This is a genomic window from Streptomyces sp. NPDC040545 (genome assembly GCF_055595065.1).
In genome coordinates this window covers 281,633-295,990 of sequence record NZ_JBVIWA010000007.1, presented here as the reverse complement: position 1 = coordinate 295,990, position 14,358 = coordinate 281,633, and the positions used below count along the sequence as shown (strand labels likewise).

Here is a 14,358-nt window from a genome sequence, read left to right as displayed (position 1 = left end):
CGCGCCCGCCGCCGAGGGCCCGCAGGACCGCACACGGCTGTGCGGTAACGCCGAAGGACACCGGGTCCCACGCTCCCGCACCCGGCAATGCCCCTGACGCGGCAGGGGTGTGGGGCCGCGGACCGGTGCATACGGCGGCGCGGCGACAGCGAGGGGACAGCGAGGGGACAGCGGGTTTTGCGGACCACCGCACCCGGCAGACTGGGGGCATGTCCATTCACCAGAACCTGCTCGGGGGCCCCGCCCCCACCCACCTGCCCGACGAGCCGGGCCGCGAGGCCATCGCCGCCGGCACCCCCGCCGTCGAGGTGGCGGCCACGCACCCCACGTCGTCCCTCGCCTGGGCGATCCTCGCCGACGAGGCCTTCGCCGCCGGTAATACGGTCGAGTCGTACGCCTACGCCCGTACGGGCTACCACCGCGGCCTCGACGCGCTGCGCCGCGCCGGATGGAAGGGCCACGGCCCGGTCCCGTGGGAGCATGAGCCGAACCGCGGCTTCCTGCGCGCCCTGCACGCCCTGGCCCGTGCGGCCGAGGCGATCGGCGAGAAGGAGGAGTACGAGCGCTGCTCGACCTTCCTGCGCGACTCGTCCCCGACGGCCGCGGACACGCTGAGCGCCTGAGTCCGTACGGCGGGGAGTGACACGCACCGAATTGTGTGGTCTGTGTCACTCCCCGCTGGAGCGCCGACGCGCCGGTGTCCTATGCTGCGGGCAGGGGACCGGGGCTCCACTCACCTCACGGAAGGGGCGGACCGCTACCCGGAAGCACGTGTCGAGGAGACAGCGATGTCGAAAACCCTTGATGCCTCCGGAGTCGGCGGGTCGGAAACCCCGAACCTCGACTTCGACGGCACGACCCCGTACGAGGACTACGTCCAGGCGGACGTTCTCACCCATCTCCAGCACCTGCGCTCGGACGACCCGGGCGAGATGGTCTTCCTGGTCACGACCCAGGTCATGGAGCTGTGGTTCACGGTCATCGTCCATGAGTGGGAAACCGCCGCGAAGGCCCTGCGCGAGGACCGCATCCCGGTCGCGATGGATGCGCTGAAACGTTCCCTCCGCGAACTGGAGGCCCTCAACGCCTCCTGGCGCCCGCTCGCCCAGCTCACCCCGGGACAGTTCAACGCCTACCGCGCCGCCCTCGGCGAAGGCTCCGGTTTCCAGTCGGCGATGTACCGCCGGATGGAGTTCCTGCTCGGCGAGAAGTCCGCCTCCATGTTGGTCCCGCACCGGGGCGCCCCGCGCGTCCACGCGGAGCTGGAGAAGGCCCTGCACGAGCCCAGCCTCTACGACGAGGTGCTGCGCCTGCTCGCCCGCCGCGGCCTGCCGGTCCCGGACGCCGTCCTGAACCGCGACCTGTCGCTGCGCTACGAGCCCTCGGCCGAGGTCGAGGCCGTCTGGACGGGCCTGTACGCCACCCCGGACGACAGCGGGACCGTGGACCTGCACCGCCTCGGCGAGGTCCTCACGGACGTCGCCGAGCTCGTCTGGCGCTGGCGCAACGACCACCTGGTCGCCACCCGCCGCGCGATGGGAGCGAAGACGGGCACGGGCGGCTCGGCCGGCGTGACCTGGCTGGAGAAGCGCGCGACGAAGAACGTCTTCCCGGAGCTCTGGACGGCGCGCAGCTATGTCTGACACCTCCCACGACATAGCGGCGGACCCGGCGGCGGACCTCCGCAGCCGTGCGGCCGAGCTGGACGCTTGCGACGAGCTCGCGAAGCTCCGCGAGCGCTTCACCCTCCCCGCCGGGGTCGTCTACCTGGACGGCAACTCCCTCGGCGCCCTGCCGGCCGGGGTCGCGGACACCACCGCCGACGTCGTCGCCCGGCAGTGGGGCGAGCTCCTCATCCGGTCCTGGGACGAGAGCGGCTGGTGGACCGCGCCCGAGCGGATCGGCGACAAGATCGCCCCGCTCATCGGCGCGGCCCCCGGCCAGGTGGTCGTCGGTGACTCCACCAGCGTCAACCTCTTCAAGGCCCTGGTCGGCGCCGCCCGTCTCGCGGCGCCCGGCCGGACGAAGCTGCTGGTCGACGCCGCCACCTTCCCCACCGACGGCTACATCGCGGAGTCGGCGGCCCGGATGACGGGCCTGACCGTCGTCCCGGTGGACCCCTCGCACGCGGCCGAGGCCATGGACGCGGACACCGCCGTGGTCCTCCTCAACCACGTCGACTACCGCAGCGGACGGCTCCACGACCTCCCCGCGCTCACCACGGCGGCCCGCGCCGCCGGGGCGATCACGGTCTGGGACCTGTGCCACTCCGCCGGCGCCCTCCCCGTAGGCCTCGACGCGCACGCCGTCGACCTCGCGGTGGGCTGCACGTACAAGTACCTCAACGGCGGCCCCGGCGCCCCCGCGTACCTGTACATCGCCGCCCGCCACCAGGCCGGCTTCGACTCCCCGCTCCCGGGCTGGAACGGTCACGCGGATCCGTTCGCGATGACCCCGGCCTTCGAGGCGGCCACGGGCGCGACCCGTGGGCGCGTCGGCACGCCGGACATCCTGTCCATGCTGGCCCTGGAGTCGGCGCTCGACGCCTGGGACGGAGTGTCCGTCGAAGCCGTACGGGCCAAGTCCCTCGCCCTGACCGACTTCTTCCTCGAATGCGTGGCGGCGTACGTCCCGCAGGGCCGGGTCGAGTCGGTCACCCCGGCCGAGCACGGCCGCCGCGGGAGCCAGATCTCGCTGCGGACCGAGAACGCCCGTGAGGTCATGGGGGAGCTCATCTCCCGCGGCGTCATCGGCGACTTCCGGGCACCCGACGTCCTGCGCTTCGGCTTCACCCCGCTCTACGTCGGTTTCGCCGACGCCGAGCGTGCCGCGCGGACACTGGGTCACATTTTCGGGTGACTCGGTAGCGAAACGTCACATCACCGGGCGGGCGGGGCTACGGCTCCGTCCGCCCGGTCATATTCCGGGCCCCGCACGGAAGCGCCTGTTCCGGACTGATACGGTCCCGCTCTGCCGGACCACCGGAACATCTGTCCCCGCTGTCCCACGCGTTACCGAGAGGTTGAGCCGATGACGGACCCCGCCGCAGTGGAACGGGACGCCGCGGAGGCCGCCTCGGCCTTCGCCCACCCGGCCGTGGCGCCGGACGTGACCGCCGCGTACGGGGAACACCCCGACCACGTCGTCGACTTCTACGCCCCGCGCGGCGAGACCCAGGGGCCGGCCCCGCTCGTGGTGCTGCTGCACGGGGGCGCGTGGCGGGCCCCGTACGACCGGCAGCACGTCACGCCGTTCGCGGACTTCCTGGCCCGCCGGGGTTTCGCCGTCGCCAACGTCGAGTACCGGCGCGGCAGTTCACTGCCGCACCAGAACGCAGAGGGGCCGGTCGCCGGGCGCTGGCCGGAGACCTTCGACGATGTCGCCGCCGCGATGGACGCCCTTCCGGGGCTGGCGGCCGACGCGCTCCCGCAGGCCGACGTCCGCCGCACGGTCGTCACCGGCCACTCGGCGGGCGGCCACCTCGCGCTGTGGGCCGCGGCCCGGCACGTGCTCCCGGCCGGCTCCCCGTGGCGGCTGCCTTCCCCGCCGATGCTGCGGGGCGTCGTGGCGCTGGCCCCGATCGCGGACTTCGCGGTGGCGGAGGAACTGGGCGTGTGCGGCGGCGCGAGCGCACAGCTGCTGGGCGGGGCGGACCACTGGGGCGAGCGGCTGCCGTACGCCGATCCGGCCTCGCTGCTGCCGACGGGGATCGCCACGGCGGTGGTGCAGGGCCGGGACGACATCGTGGTCCCGCAGCAGGTCGCCGAGGCGTATGTGGCGGCGGCCGCGAAGGCGGGGGAGATGGTCGGGCTGACCCTGCTGGACGCGGTCGGTCACTTCCCGCTGATCGACCCGGCGGCGGACGCGTGCGCGGTGGTCGCCGAGGAGATCTCGCAGCTGGCCTGGTAGCGCCCGGCGGCCCGGCCCCCTGCGGCCGGGGCCGGTGCTCAGCAGTCGTAGCTCAGCAGTCGTAGCGGTGGGCGTACGGGGTGTCCGGGCAGCTGCGGCAGACGAAGAAGTACATGCCGCCGAGGTCGCCCAGGCACATGCCGTGCCCGAATCCGTCCACGGCGGCCGGGTCCGCCTCGGCCCGCCACGACGGGGTCGCGATCCCCTCCTGGCGGGGGTCCCGGTCGTCCAGGGGAAGCCAGCGGCCCGTGCCCGGTTCGGTCGCGGTGACGCTGAGCAGGTGTTCCATACGGGTGCAGCAGCCCGCGCAGTCGGGCCAGGAGGGCGGCTGGGTCCACCCCGGGTATCCGCCGACCTTGCTCTGCTGCGTGGTGGCCACCTCGAAGTAGTCGTAGCCCCGCTCCTCCTGCAGACTCTCGAACCGCTCACCGAGCAGATCGCCGAGTCCCTCCGGCATGTCCCCGTTCGGGTATTCCACCGCGGGCGTCGGGGACACCGTGCACGGGCGGGGCAGGAACTCCTCGTCGGCGGTGTGCGGGCGCGGCGGTTCCCCGGCGACGGCACCCGCGGCCGTCGCCGCCGCGCTGCGCCAGTGCAGCCGGGGGGCGGCCGCGTACGGGGCGTCCGCGTGGACGAGCGGGCACCACAGGATCTGCAACAGGTCGGTCCCGGCCGGGAAGACGAGGCCGGGCACGTCCCGGGCGTACAGCTGGACCACCGGGACCATCGCGACCGGCTCGGGCCCGACGGGCGGGGCGAGCGGCTCGTAGTGGTCCGGTTCGGCGCACATCGGCCAGGGCTCGTCCGCCGGCCACAGCAGCGGTCCGCCGAGGGAACTGTCACCCGGGCCCGGTGACCCTGCCCGGGGGTAGAGCAGGGTCACCTCGCGGGCCGATCCGGTCAGTTCCGGGAAGACCGCCTCCACGTCGAAGGGGACCGGCGCCAGCGGCCGGGGCCCGGTCGGCCGGGCCTGAGCGGGTATCTGCTGCGGGTGCCCTGACGGCATGGAGGTCTCCTGTCGTTCGTGTCGCGCCCCGACCCTAAGGCCCGCCTCCGACACCCGACGCCCCGTCACTTGGGGGCCGCTTCCTAGCGATCCGGCTTGCCCGGAGCCAGGTGTTCCACCAGTTCCGCCAGGTCCTCGCAGACCTGCTCGATCTTCAGACGGACGTTGTTCTGCTCGGTGACCAGGGCCGCCAGCAGCAGCCCGGTCAGGGCCGCCGCGCCGTTGAACGCCTGGAGGTTGATCATGACTTCCAGGAGGGTGTGGTCGGCGAACGGCCCGACGTGGCCGGTCGCCGCCGAGATCGTCAGGACCGAGACCAGCAGGGTGACCGGAGCGCTCCCGGCGAGCTGGAAGCGTACGGCCGCCCAGATGATCACGGGGAAGACGAGGAAGAGCAGCGAGAGGGTGCTCCGGGTGACCACCAGGGTGACGACGACTGCGGTGACCGCCAGGACCGCGGCCTCGGCCGCGCGGTAGCCGTCCAGGGGCCGCCGGGCTCCCACGACCCTGCGCAGGACGAGGAGCAGGGGGGTCAGCACGAGCACGCCCATCGCGTCCCCGGCCCACCAGGCCGACCAGACGGGCCAGAACTGCGACAGCGGCAGGTCACCGGTGAGCACCAGCGTCCAGGTCCCGATCGTGGCGCTGATCAGCATGGGCCACAGACCGCCCAGGAAGACCAGCGCCAGGGCGTCCCGCAGCCGGTCCAACTCGGTACGGAAACCCGCCCGGCGCAGCATCAGGTACGCGCACACGGGGGCCAGGACGTTCCCCGCGACGATGATCAGGCCGGGCGGGTCGAAATCGGTGATCTGCTCGATGGTGAGGTACGTACCGAGCGCGATCCCCGGCCACGCCCGCAGGCCCAGCCAGAGCAGGGAGGTCACCGCGACGCCCGTCGGCAGCCACAGGGGGGTGACCTCGGCGTCGTTGACGACCACACGCTGGTGCAGGCCGATCAGTCCGCCCAGGTAGTAGGCGACGGCGACGGCGAGGATCGGCAGCAGAGCTGCGGGCAGACGTCGCCATCCCTCGGTGCGCACCACAGCATCAGACAACAGCCCGGCGTCCCCGCGGGCCGTGACACGCGCTACGGGCTTTCTTGCGGATCGGGCCGGGCGTCATGGCTGAGCACGAGCACGGCGGCGTCGTCGGCGTGGCCCGTGGAGTCGGCCACCTTCATCACCTCGGCGGCCAGCTCGCCCGGATCGGCGCCCGCGGCCTCCCGCACCACCTTGGCCACCCGCTCCAGTCCCACCTCGATCGGGAACTTCGGACCCTCGACCACACCGTCGGTGAGCAGCACGATCGACCCCGCCTTCGTGAGCCGGCGGCGGGTCACCGCGTACCCCGCCCCGGGCATCAGGTTCAGCGGCAGCCCGCCGTCCTCCTCGGCTATGCCGTACTCGCCGTCGACGGTGGCCCAGACCGACGGAACATGGCCGGCCCGGGCGGTCTCCAGCTCCCGTGTCTCCGGATCGAAGCGGAGCAGACTGCAGGTCGCGAAGAGGTCGCGGTCCATGGAGAGCAGCACCTCGTTGGCCCGGCTCAGCACCTCGCCCGGATCGACGACGACGGCTGCCACGGCCCGCAGGCAGATCCGTACCTGCCCCATGAAGGCCGCCGCCTCCACATCGTGGCCCTGGACGTCACCGATGCAGAAGGCGAGGGCTCCCTCGGGCAGCCGGAAGCCGTCGTACCAGTCGCCGCCGATGTCCAGGCCGTGCCGGGCGGGCGCGTACCGGGCGGCGGTCCGCAGGCCCGGCAGCGCGGGCAGCGAGGCGGGCAGCATCTCGCTCTGCAGCGCCTCGGCCAGGTCCACCCGGGCCTGCTGCAGCTCCACTCCACGGCGGGCCTGGTCGGCGAGCCGCCCGAGCGTGCTGAGCAGGTCGGCGCTGGCCGCCCGCGGGGCACGGCGAGGAGTCACGGAACGCTCCGAGGTGCATCCATTCGTCCCTGCTTCCGCTGCGCGAAAAGCCCGTGGACATCATATTTCCGCCCACCCGGAACCCGCCCCCCGAGACCGGGCCCGCCCCGCGGCGGCGCGCGGTGGCCTGCTGGGCCTGCGGCGGCTGCGGCGGCTGCGGTGGCCTAAGGGGGCTACGGGGGCTACGGGAGCCTGCGGCGGCCTACCGGGGCCTCAGCCCCACTGCTCGTCGGCCAGCGAGGTGACCGGCTGCGGCTTGCCGATGACGGCCAGGGCGATGAAGAAGCTGATCTGCCCGATCGCGATGGTAAGGGTGGCGAGGGCCTTCTCGTCGTAGTGCGCGGCGACCTCGGCGTACAGCTCGTCGGTGACCCGCTCCCGGCCGTGCGGGGCGGGCTGGAGGGTGGCCTCCACCAGGGCGAGGGCGGCGCGCTCGGCGGCCGTGTAGAAGGGGGCGTCCTGCCACGAGGAGACGGCCGTGATGCGCTCCTCGGACTCCCCGGCCTTGCGGAGGAAGCCGGTGTTCAGGACGGTCAGGTAGGTGTTGCCGACGATCTGCCCGGCGCGCAGGTGGACCAGGCTCATCGTGGTCCGGGGCACCGAACGGTTGCCCGTGGCCCGGAAGAGGGCGGCGCTGATGTCGTTCAGCTCGGGGACGAATTCGGCCGGGTTCGGCATCCGCGAGATGGAGGTGTTCGTCATGGCTGCTGCTCTCCTTCGGTCGGTGTCTGCACAGCACTGACGGAGGGGAGCGCACGGATGTGACAGGGCGCGGGAGATTTCTTTTCCCGGAAACGCCGGAGGGGCGGCGGGCGCGGGTGCGCCTGCCGCCCCTCCGGGGGGACCGGGGTCCGAAGGGTGTCCTAGAGGAACGAGTTGATCTCGATCGTCTCGGTACGGCCGGGGCCGACGCCGATCGCGGAGATCGGTGCGCCCGACATCTCCTCCAGGGCCTTGACGTACGCCTGGGCGTTCGCCGGCAGGTCCTCGAAGGTCTTGGCCTTGGTGATGTCCTCGGACCAGCCGGGGAGGTATTCGTAGATCGGCTTCGCGTGGTGGAAGTCCGTCTGCGAGTACGGCAGCTCCTCGACGCGCTTGCCGTCGATCTCGTACGCGACGCAGACCGGGATCTGCTCCCAGCCGGTCAGTACGTCCAGCTTGGTGAGGAAGAAGTCGGTGAGGCCGTTCACGCGGGTGGCGTAACGTGCGATCGGCGCGTCGAACCAACCGCAGCGGCGGTCACGTCCGGTGGTCACGCCGCGCTCGCCGCCGATGCGGCGCAGGTCCTCGCCGTCCTGGTCGAACAGCTCGGTCGGGAACGGGCCCGCGCCGACTCGGGTCGTGTAGGCCTTGAGGATGCCGATGACGCGGCTGATCTTCGTCGGGCCCACGCCGGTGCCGGTGCAGGCGCCGCCGGCGGTCGGGTTGGACGAGGTGACGAAGGGATAGGTGCCGTGGTCGACGTCGAGCAGGGTGCCCTGGCCGCCCTCGAAGAGCACGACCTTGTCCTCGTCCAGCGCGTTGTTGAGGATCAGGGTGGTGTCGGCGACGTACGGCTTGATCTGCTCCGCGTACTGGAGCATCTCCTCGACGATCTGGGCGGCGTCGATCGCGCGGCGGTTGTACAGCTTCGCGAGGAGCTGGTTCTTGCCCTCCAGCGCCGCTTCGACCTTCTGGATGAGGATCGACTCGTCGTAGAGGTCCTGGACGCGGATACCGATGCGGTTGATCTTGTCCGCGTACGTCGGGCCGATGCCGCGACCGGTGGTACCGATCTTGCGCTTGCCGAGGAAACGCTCGCCGACCTTGTCGAGGGTGACGTTGTACGGCGTGATCAGGTGCGCGTTGCCGCTGATGAGCAGCTTGGAGGTGTCGATGCCGCGCTCGTTCAGGCCGCGCAGCTCGGAGAGCAGGACGGCCGGGTCGACGACGACACCGTTACCGATGACCGGGGTGCATCCGGGGGAGAGGATGCCGGAAGGGAGAAGGTGGAGCGCGTACTTCTGGTCGCCTACGACGACCGTGTGGCCGGCATTGTTGCCGCCCTGGTAGCGCACCACATAGTCAACGGATCCACCGAGCAGGTCGGTGGCCTTTCCCTTGCCCTCGTCACCCCACTGAGCTCCGAGCAGCACAAGAGCGGGCACAGGCGTACACCTCTTCCGGATGGGGCATGTCCAAGGTCAGGGGGCGTACGACGATGTACACCGCAGGCTGAGCCGTCGGACCGGTACCCCGGAATAGACGAAGGCCCTGGCGCAATAGCGCAAGGGCCTCTTGCACAAAGATGCTACCCGAGGAAGGACCGAGGTGTCGGCTCCAGAGCCCACCATGAGCCAAGCGGGCGCGCCGGTAGGCGGCCTGCTCGTGCTCGTCGACCCGGTCGCCCGCCGTCTTGACGGCGAGTCCGTGCGGATCGCGAAGGATGTGTTGTCAGCGGGCGCGGCAGCGAAAATCTGCCTCCCGGATTCGCAGGAGGAATTTGCGCGGGCTCTTGCCCGCCGGGGTCATCGGCGGCTGGTGATCGTCGGTGACGACCGGGCCCTGGTGCGCGCCGTGGGGCTGCTGCACCGCGAGCGCGGGCTGGGGGAGGGACCCCTGGCGCTGGTTCCGGTGGGCCCGGTGGGGTCGCTGGGGCTGGCGAGGTCCCTCGGCGTGCCGCTTTCGGCCGTCGCCGCGGCCCGGGCGGTCCTCGACGGGTCGGTGCGGGTCTGTGACCTGCTGGTCGATGACAGCGACGGCGTGGTGCTCGGTGCGCTGCGGATCCCGCCGGTGCACGGGGTCCCGCGGCCCGCCGGGCCGTCGGTGTGGAGTGCGTACCGCTCGCTGGTCCGGACGCTGGTCCGGCCGGTGGCGGCGGCAGGCGGGGTGGCCACCGGCCGGCACCGGCTGCGGGTCGAGGCCGACGGGGTGCTGCTCGCGGACGTGGACCGGCCCGTGGAGGACGTATCGGTTCGCACCCGGGACGACGGCGGTCCGGCGGAGGTCGTGGTCCGGACGGGTGGCGGCAGCTCCGCCGAATCGACGGTCACGGCCCGGGCGAAGACGGTGACGGTGTCGGGCGCGGACTTCCGCTACCGCGCCGACGCGGCGCTGACCGGCCCGGTCCGCCGCCGTACGTGGACCCTGCGTCCCGGGGCATGGACACTCACCGTGCCCCGGTGACCACACCGGGTGCACGGGAACGGGGCGCACCGGACGCACCGGGTCCCGCACTCCGGCGGGCTGGGCCACGCCCGGCCCGCGCGCCGCGGGCGCGGGCTCCGGCCTTTTCGATGAGATCGGCGACCGGCACGGCTGCGAGGTGAGCGACGCGTGGCCCGCGTCGAGCTCGATCACCTCGCGCGGCTTCATCCGCCCGGCCATCCGCCGCTCGCTGTCGGGGTGGATCATGCGGTCCGCGGCGGACACCTGGTTGTCACCGAAGGCCGAACCGAGCGGAGCCTTCTGGGTCACAGCTCCCCGGACCCCTGCCACCGCAGCGGCAGGGGTCCGGGGAGGGGCGGATCAGGCGCCTACGTACGCCGCGAGGTGCTCGCCGGTGAGGGTGGAGCGGTCTTCCACGAGGTCGGCGGGGGTGCCCTCGAAGACGATCCGGCCGCCGTCGTGACCGGCGCCGGGACCGAGGTCGATGATCCAGTCGGCGTGCGCCATGACCGCCTGGTGGTGCTCGATGACGACGACCGACTTCCCGGAGTCGACCAGCCGGTCGAGCAGCCCGAGCAGCTGCTCCACGTCGGCGAGGTGCAGGCCGGTGGTCGGCTCGTCGAGCACGTAGACGCCGCCCTTCTCCGCCATGTGGGTGGCCAGCTTGAGCCGTTGCCGCTCGCCGCCTGACAGCGTGGTGAGCGGCTGGCCGAGGCTGAGGTAGCCGAGCCCCACATCGGCGAGCCGGGTGAGGATGCGGTGCGCGGCGGGCGTGTGCGCCTCGCCCGCGCCGAAGAACTCCTCGGCCTCGGTCACCGACATCGCGAGCACCTCACTGATGTCACGGCCGCCGAGGTGGTACTCCAGCACCGACGCCTCGAACCGCTTCCCCTCGCACTCCTCACAGGTGGTCGTGACCCCGGCCATCATCGCCAGGTCGGTGAAGATGACGCCGGCGCCGTTGCAGTTGGGGCAGGCGCCTTCGGAATTGGCGCTGAACAGCGCCGGCTTCACCCCGTTGACCTTGGCGAACGCCTTGCGGATCGGGTCGAGCAGCCCGGTGTAGGTCGCCGGGTTGCTCCGGCGCGAGCCGCGGATCGCGCCCTGGTCGATGGAGACCACGTCCGCGTCGGGGGAGAGCGACTTGTGCAGCAGCGAGCTCTTGCCGGAACCGGCGACGCCGGTGACGACCGTGAGCACCCCGAGCGGGATGTCGACGTCGACGTCGCGCAGGTTGTTCGCCGTGGCCCCGCGGATCTCCAGCGCGCCGGTGGGCGTGCGTACCGACGGCTTGAGCTTGGCCCGGTCGTCGAGGTGGCGGCCGGTGATGGTGCCGCCGGAGCGCAGCCCCTCGACGGTGCCCTCGTAGCAGACGGTGCCGCCCGCGGTGCCCGCGCCGGGGCCGATGTCGACGACGTGGTCGGCGATCGCGATGGTCTCCGGCTTGTGCTCCACGACGAGCACCGTGTTGCCCTTGTCGCGCAGCCGCAGGAGCAGGTCGTTCATGCGCTGGATGTCGTGCGGGTGCAGGCCGATGGTGGGCTCGTCGAAGACGTAGGTGACGTCGGTGAGCGAGGAGCCGAGGTGGCGGATCATCTTGACGCGCTGTGCCTCGCCGCCGGACAGGGTCCCGGAGGCCCGGTCGAGCGAGAGGTAGCCGAGGCCGATCTCCACGAACGAGTCGAGGGTGAGCTGCAGCGCGGTGAGCAGCGGGGCGACCGAGGGCTCGGCGAGGCCGCGTACCCACTCGGCCAGGTCGCTGATCTGCAGGGAACAGGCGTCGGCGATGCTGATCTTCTTGATCTTCGAGGACCGGGCGCCCTCGCTGAGCCGGGTGCCCTCGCACTCGGGGCAGACGGTGAAGGTGACCGCCCGTTCCACGAAGGCCCGGATGTGCGGCTGCATCGCTTCCTTGTCCTTGGACAGGAAGGACTTCTGGATCTTGGGGATGAGGCCCTCGTAGGTGAGGTTGACGCCCTCGACCTTGACCTTGGTGGGCTCCCGGTAGAGGAAGTCCTGCATCTCCTTCTTGGTGTACTTGCGGATCGGCTTGTCCGGGTCGAGGAAGCCCGACTCGGCGTAGACCCGCACGGTCCAGAAGCTGTCGGACTTCCAGCCGGGGATGGTGAACGCGCCCTCGGCGAGCGACTTGGAGTCGTCGTAGAGCTGGGTGAGGTCGATGTCGGAGACCGAGCCGCGGCCCTCGCAGCGCACGCACATGCCGCCGGTACGGGAGAAGGTCGCCTTCACCGTCTTGGTCTTGGCCTCGCCGCGCTCGACCGTGATGCCGCCGCTCGCCCGGACGGAGGCGACGTTGAAGGAGTAGGCGCTGGGCGGGCCGATGTGCGGCTTCCCGAGCCGGCTGAAGAGGATGCGCAGCATCGCGTTGGCGTCGGTGGCGGTGCCGACGGTGGAGCGGGGGTCGCCGCCCATGCGCTGCTGGTCGACGGTGATCGCGGTGGTGAGTCCGTCGAGCACGTCGACGTCGGGGCGGGCCAGCGTGGGCATGAAGCCCTGTATGAAGGTGCTGTAGGTCTCGTTGATCATCCGCTGGGACTCGGCGGCGATCGTGTCGAAGACCAGCGAGCTCTTGCCCGAGCCGGAGACCCCGGTGAACACCGTGAGCCGGCGCTTGGGGATCTCGATGCTGACGTCCTTGAGGTTGTTCACGCGCGCGCCGTGCACGCGGATCAGGCCGTGGCTGTCGGCGGCGTGCGGTGCCTGGGGTACGGGCGGTGTGGGGTCCGGCTCGGTGGCCCTGCTCATCGTGTCTCCATTTCTCGGGCGGGCCGCCTGCGCGGACTCCTGCGGTCGGGGGCGGTCCTCTAGGGCTTGCGGGGCTGGTTGAAGCGGAGCATGTTGCCGGCCGGGTCCCGGAAGGCGCAGTCGCGGACGCCGTACGGCTGGTCGACGGGCTCCTGCAGCACCTCCCCGCCGGCGGCCCGGATGTGTTCGAAGGTGGCGTCGACGTCGTCGGTGGAGAAGATCACGCCGCGCAGCAGGCCCTTGGCCAGCAGCTCCGCCATGGCCTGCTTGTCGGCCGCCGAGGCGCCCGGGTCGGCGAGCGGCGGTTCGAGGACGATCTCCACGTCCGGCTGCATGGGGGAGGCGACGGTCACCCAGCGCATCCCTTCGAAGCCGACGTCGTTGCGGACCTCCAGGCCGAGGACGTCGCGGTAGAAGGCGAGCGCCTTGTCGTGGTCGTCGACTGCGATGAAGCACTGCGAGAGGTTGATGTCCATGCCGTCGACGCTACGAGGAGGGTGCGGATTTCGCTTCTCCGATCCTGACCGGTCGCGTGAGGATCTTGGCGACGCACGCCGGGATCGCCGCGCCGTCGTCGTGGCTGCGGGCCCGGTAGGCGCTGGGGGTCTCGCCGACGAGCTCGGTGAAGCGCGAGCTGAAGGACCCCAGCGAGGTACATCCGACGGCGAAGCAGACATCCGTCACGCTCATGTCGCCGCGTCGCAGCAGCGCCTTCGCGCGCTCGACGCGGCGGGTCATGAGGTAGCTGTACGGGGTTTCCCCGAAGGCGGTGCGGAAGCTGCGGGAGAAGTGTCCCGGCGACATGAGGGCGACGTTCGCGAGTGCCTGAACGTCCAGCGGCTCCGCGTACTCGCGGTCCATCATGTCCCGGGCGCGGCGCAGCCGTACCAGGTCCTCCAGGTTCATGCGTTCCAGCATGGCACGCATGGGGTGTGCCGTCTGCGGGTATCGGTGCTTCCGGATCTGATCATCATGTGATCGGCCTGCCCGGGCGCCCCCGGGCACCCCCCGGGCGCGCTCCGGCCGGCTCAGCCGAGGCCGATCGCCGCCTTGTGGACCCGCCAGCGGTCCATCAGGCCCAGCATCTCGCCCTGCATGAACTCGAAGAAGGCCGCCGTCTCCGCGACGCGCGCCCCGGCGGGGGAGTCCGTGCCGAGGGTGGCCGCGCCCTCGCGCAGGGTCTTCTCCCACAGGGTCAGGACCTGGTCGCGGCGCGTGAAGGTCTCGTACCAGAGCTCGTTGTGCAGGACGTACCGGTCGCGTCGTGAGCCCGGTTCGCGTTCGCGGCTGACCATGTTGACCTGGGTCAGGTAGGACACGGCGCCCGACACCGCGGCCGGGCTGATCTGCAGGGCCTCGCCCAGCTCCGCCGAGGTCATCGCGCCGCCGTCGCTGGCCAGCAGCTGGGCGAAGACGCGCGCGGCCATCCGCTGCATCCCGGCCTCGGTCAGCTGCGCGGCGAACCGCTCCACGAAGCGGGAGACGGCGTCGCCGTCCCGGGCGCCGACAGCGGCGCCGGTCTCCGTGCCGGCATCGGTCCCGGTCCCGGCCCCGGTTTCGGTCCCCGCGTCCACATTCACCATGTCATCTGCCACCTTCCCGA

General features: G+C 71.8%; 14 protein-coding genes. 5 read left to right on the top strand and 9 right to left on the bottom strand.

Annotation, left to right across the window (positions count from 1 at the left end; translation table 11 throughout):
* Positions 1–209: 209 nt before the first annotated feature.
* The 4 genes from ACZ573_RS17240 to ACZ573_RS17225 all read left to right on the top strand — a co-directional run bounded on the left by ACZ573_RS17240 (position 210) and on the right by ACZ573_RS17225 (position 3,909).
* Positions 210–623: a DUF3151 domain-containing protein gene (locus ACZ573_RS17240; RefSeq protein ID WP_471304619.1), complete on the top strand. Its 414-nt coding sequence runs from the start codon at positions 210–212 to the stop codon at positions 621–623.
* Positions 624–788: 165 nt separating this feature from the next.
* Positions 789–1,643, top strand: a complete 855-nt coding sequence (locus tag ACZ573_RS17235) for a tryptophan 2,3-dioxygenase family protein (protein WP_471304615.1) — start codon at positions 789–791, stop codon at positions 1,641–1,643.
* Positions 1,636–2,859, top strand: coding sequence for a kynureninase (kynU, locus tag ACZ573_RS17230; RefSeq protein ID WP_471304613.1), 1,224 nt, complete (start codon positions 1,636–1,638; stop codon positions 2,857–2,859). The genes ACZ573_RS17235 and kynU overlap by 8 nt, the downstream gene beginning before the upstream one ends.
* A 171-nt stretch (positions 2,860–3,030) precedes the next feature.
* On the top strand, positions 3,031–3,909 hold the full coding sequence (locus ACZ573_RS17225; RefSeq protein ID WP_471304610.1) for an alpha/beta hydrolase: 879 nt from the start codon (positions 3,031–3,033) through the stop codon (positions 3,907–3,909).
* 52 nt (positions 3,910–3,961) lie between these two features.
* On the opposite strand, the gene ACZ573_RS17220 is transcribed toward ACZ573_RS17225, so the two are convergent.
* The 5 genes from ACZ573_RS17220 to ACZ573_RS17200 all read right to left on the bottom strand — a co-directional run bounded on the left by ACZ573_RS17220 (position 3,962) and on the right by ACZ573_RS17200 (position 8,989).
* The gene (locus ACZ573_RS17220; protein WP_471304608.1) at positions 3,962–4,915 is read right to left on the bottom strand and encodes a hypothetical protein; all 954 of its coding nucleotides are present in this window, start codon (positions 4,913–4,915) and stop codon (positions 3,962–3,964) included.
* Between the two features lie 83 nt (positions 4,916–4,998).
* On the bottom strand, positions 4,999–5,961 hold the full coding sequence (locus tag ACZ573_RS17215; protein WP_471304605.1) for an MASE1 domain-containing protein: 963 nt from the start codon (positions 5,959–5,961) through the stop codon (positions 4,999–5,001).
* 44 nt (positions 5,962–6,005) lie between these two features.
* Positions 6,006–6,842, bottom strand: coding sequence for a PP2C family protein-serine/threonine phosphatase (locus tag ACZ573_RS17210; RefSeq protein WP_471304603.1), 837 nt, complete (start codon positions 6,840–6,842; stop codon positions 6,006–6,008).
* A 213-nt stretch (positions 6,843–7,055) separates the two neighbouring features.
* Positions 7,056–7,544: a carboxymuconolactone decarboxylase family protein gene (locus ACZ573_RS17205; protein ID WP_471304600.1), complete on the bottom strand. Its 489-nt coding sequence runs from the start codon at positions 7,542–7,544 to the stop codon at positions 7,056–7,058.
* A gap of 161 nt (positions 7,545–7,705) precedes the next feature.
* Positions 7,706–8,989 (bottom strand): adenylosuccinate synthase, encoded by a 1,284-nt coding sequence (locus ACZ573_RS17200; protein ID WP_189971896.1) that lies wholly within the window; start codon positions 8,987–8,989, stop codon positions 7,706–7,708.
* A gap of 184 nt (positions 8,990–9,173) precedes the next feature.
* Here ACZ573_RS17200 and ACZ573_RS17195 point away from each other — a divergent pair, with 184 nt between their 5' ends.
* Complete coding sequence (locus ACZ573_RS17195; protein ID WP_471304672.1) at positions 9,174–10,007, top strand: diacylglycerol kinase catalytic domain-containing protein; 834 nt, start codon at positions 9,174–9,176, stop codon at positions 10,005–10,007.
* Between the two features lie 342 nt (positions 10,008–10,349).
* Here the strand turns inward: ACZ573_RS17195 and ACZ573_RS17190 are convergent, their stop codons facing one another.
* The 4 genes from ACZ573_RS17190 to ACZ573_RS17175 form a co-directional block, all read right to left on the bottom strand.
* Positions 10,350–12,755, bottom strand: a complete 2,406-nt coding sequence (locus ACZ573_RS17190) for an ATP-binding cassette domain-containing protein (RefSeq protein WP_471304599.1) — start codon at positions 12,753–12,755, stop codon at positions 10,350–10,352.
* Between the two features lie 59 nt (positions 12,756–12,814).
* On the bottom strand, positions 12,815–13,231 hold the full coding sequence (locus tag ACZ573_RS17185; protein WP_471304597.1) for a VOC family protein: 417 nt from the start codon (positions 13,229–13,231) through the stop codon (positions 12,815–12,817).
* Positions 13,232–13,241: 10 nt separating this feature from the next.
* Entirely contained in the window at positions 13,242–13,661 is a 420-nt protein-coding gene (locus ACZ573_RS17180) for a helix-turn-helix domain-containing protein (RefSeq protein WP_030755782.1), read from the bottom strand.
* 122 nt (positions 13,662–13,783) lie between these two features.
* Entirely contained in the window at positions 13,784–14,338 is a 555-nt protein-coding gene (locus tag ACZ573_RS17175) for a GbsR/MarR family transcriptional regulator (RefSeq protein ID WP_471304668.1), read from the bottom strand.
* Positions 14,339–14,358: the final 20 nt, after the last annotated feature.

Excerpts from the sequence above, each read along its gene's own strand:
- ACZ573_RS17240 (WP_471304619.1), top strand. The coding sequence starts at position 210 with ATGTCCATTCACCAGAACCTGCTCGGGGGCCCCGCCCCCACCCACCTG.
- ACZ573_RS17220 (WP_471304608.1), bottom strand. The coding sequence starts at position 4,915 with ATGCCGTCAGGGCACCCGCAGCAGATACCCGCTCAGGCCCGGCCGACC.
- ACZ573_RS17190 (WP_471304599.1), bottom strand. The coding sequence starts at position 12,755 with ATGAGCAGGGCCACCGAGCCGGACCCCACACCGCCCGTACCCCAGGCA.
- kynU (WP_471304613.1), top strand. The coding sequence starts at position 1,636 with ATGTCTGACACCTCCCACGACATAGCGGCGGACCCGGCGGCGGACCTC.
- ACZ573_RS17195 (WP_471304672.1), top strand. The coding sequence starts at position 9,174 with ATGAGCCAAGCGGGCGCGCCGGTAGGCGGCCTGCTCGTGCTCGTCGAC.
- ACZ573_RS17205 (WP_471304600.1), bottom strand. The coding sequence starts at position 7,544 with ATGACGAACACCTCCATCTCGCGGATGCCGAACCCGGCCGAATTCGTC.
- ACZ573_RS17235 (WP_471304615.1), top strand. The coding sequence starts at position 789 with ATGTCGAAAACCCTTGATGCCTCCGGAGTCGGCGGGTCGGAAACCCCG.
- ACZ573_RS17180 (WP_030755782.1), bottom strand. The coding sequence starts at position 13,661 with ATGAACCTGGAGGACCTGGTACGGCTGCGCCGCGCCCGGGACATGATG.
- ACZ573_RS17185 (WP_471304597.1), bottom strand. The coding sequence starts at position 13,231 with ATGGACATCAACCTCTCGCAGTGCTTCATCGCAGTCGACGACCACGAC.
- ACZ573_RS17225 (WP_471304610.1), top strand. The coding sequence starts at position 3,031 with ATGACGGACCCCGCCGCAGTGGAACGGGACGCCGCGGAGGCCGCCTCG.
- ACZ573_RS17175 (WP_471304668.1), bottom strand. The coding sequence starts at position 14,338 with ATGGTGAATGTGGACGCGGGGACCGAAACCGGGGCCGGGACCGGGACC.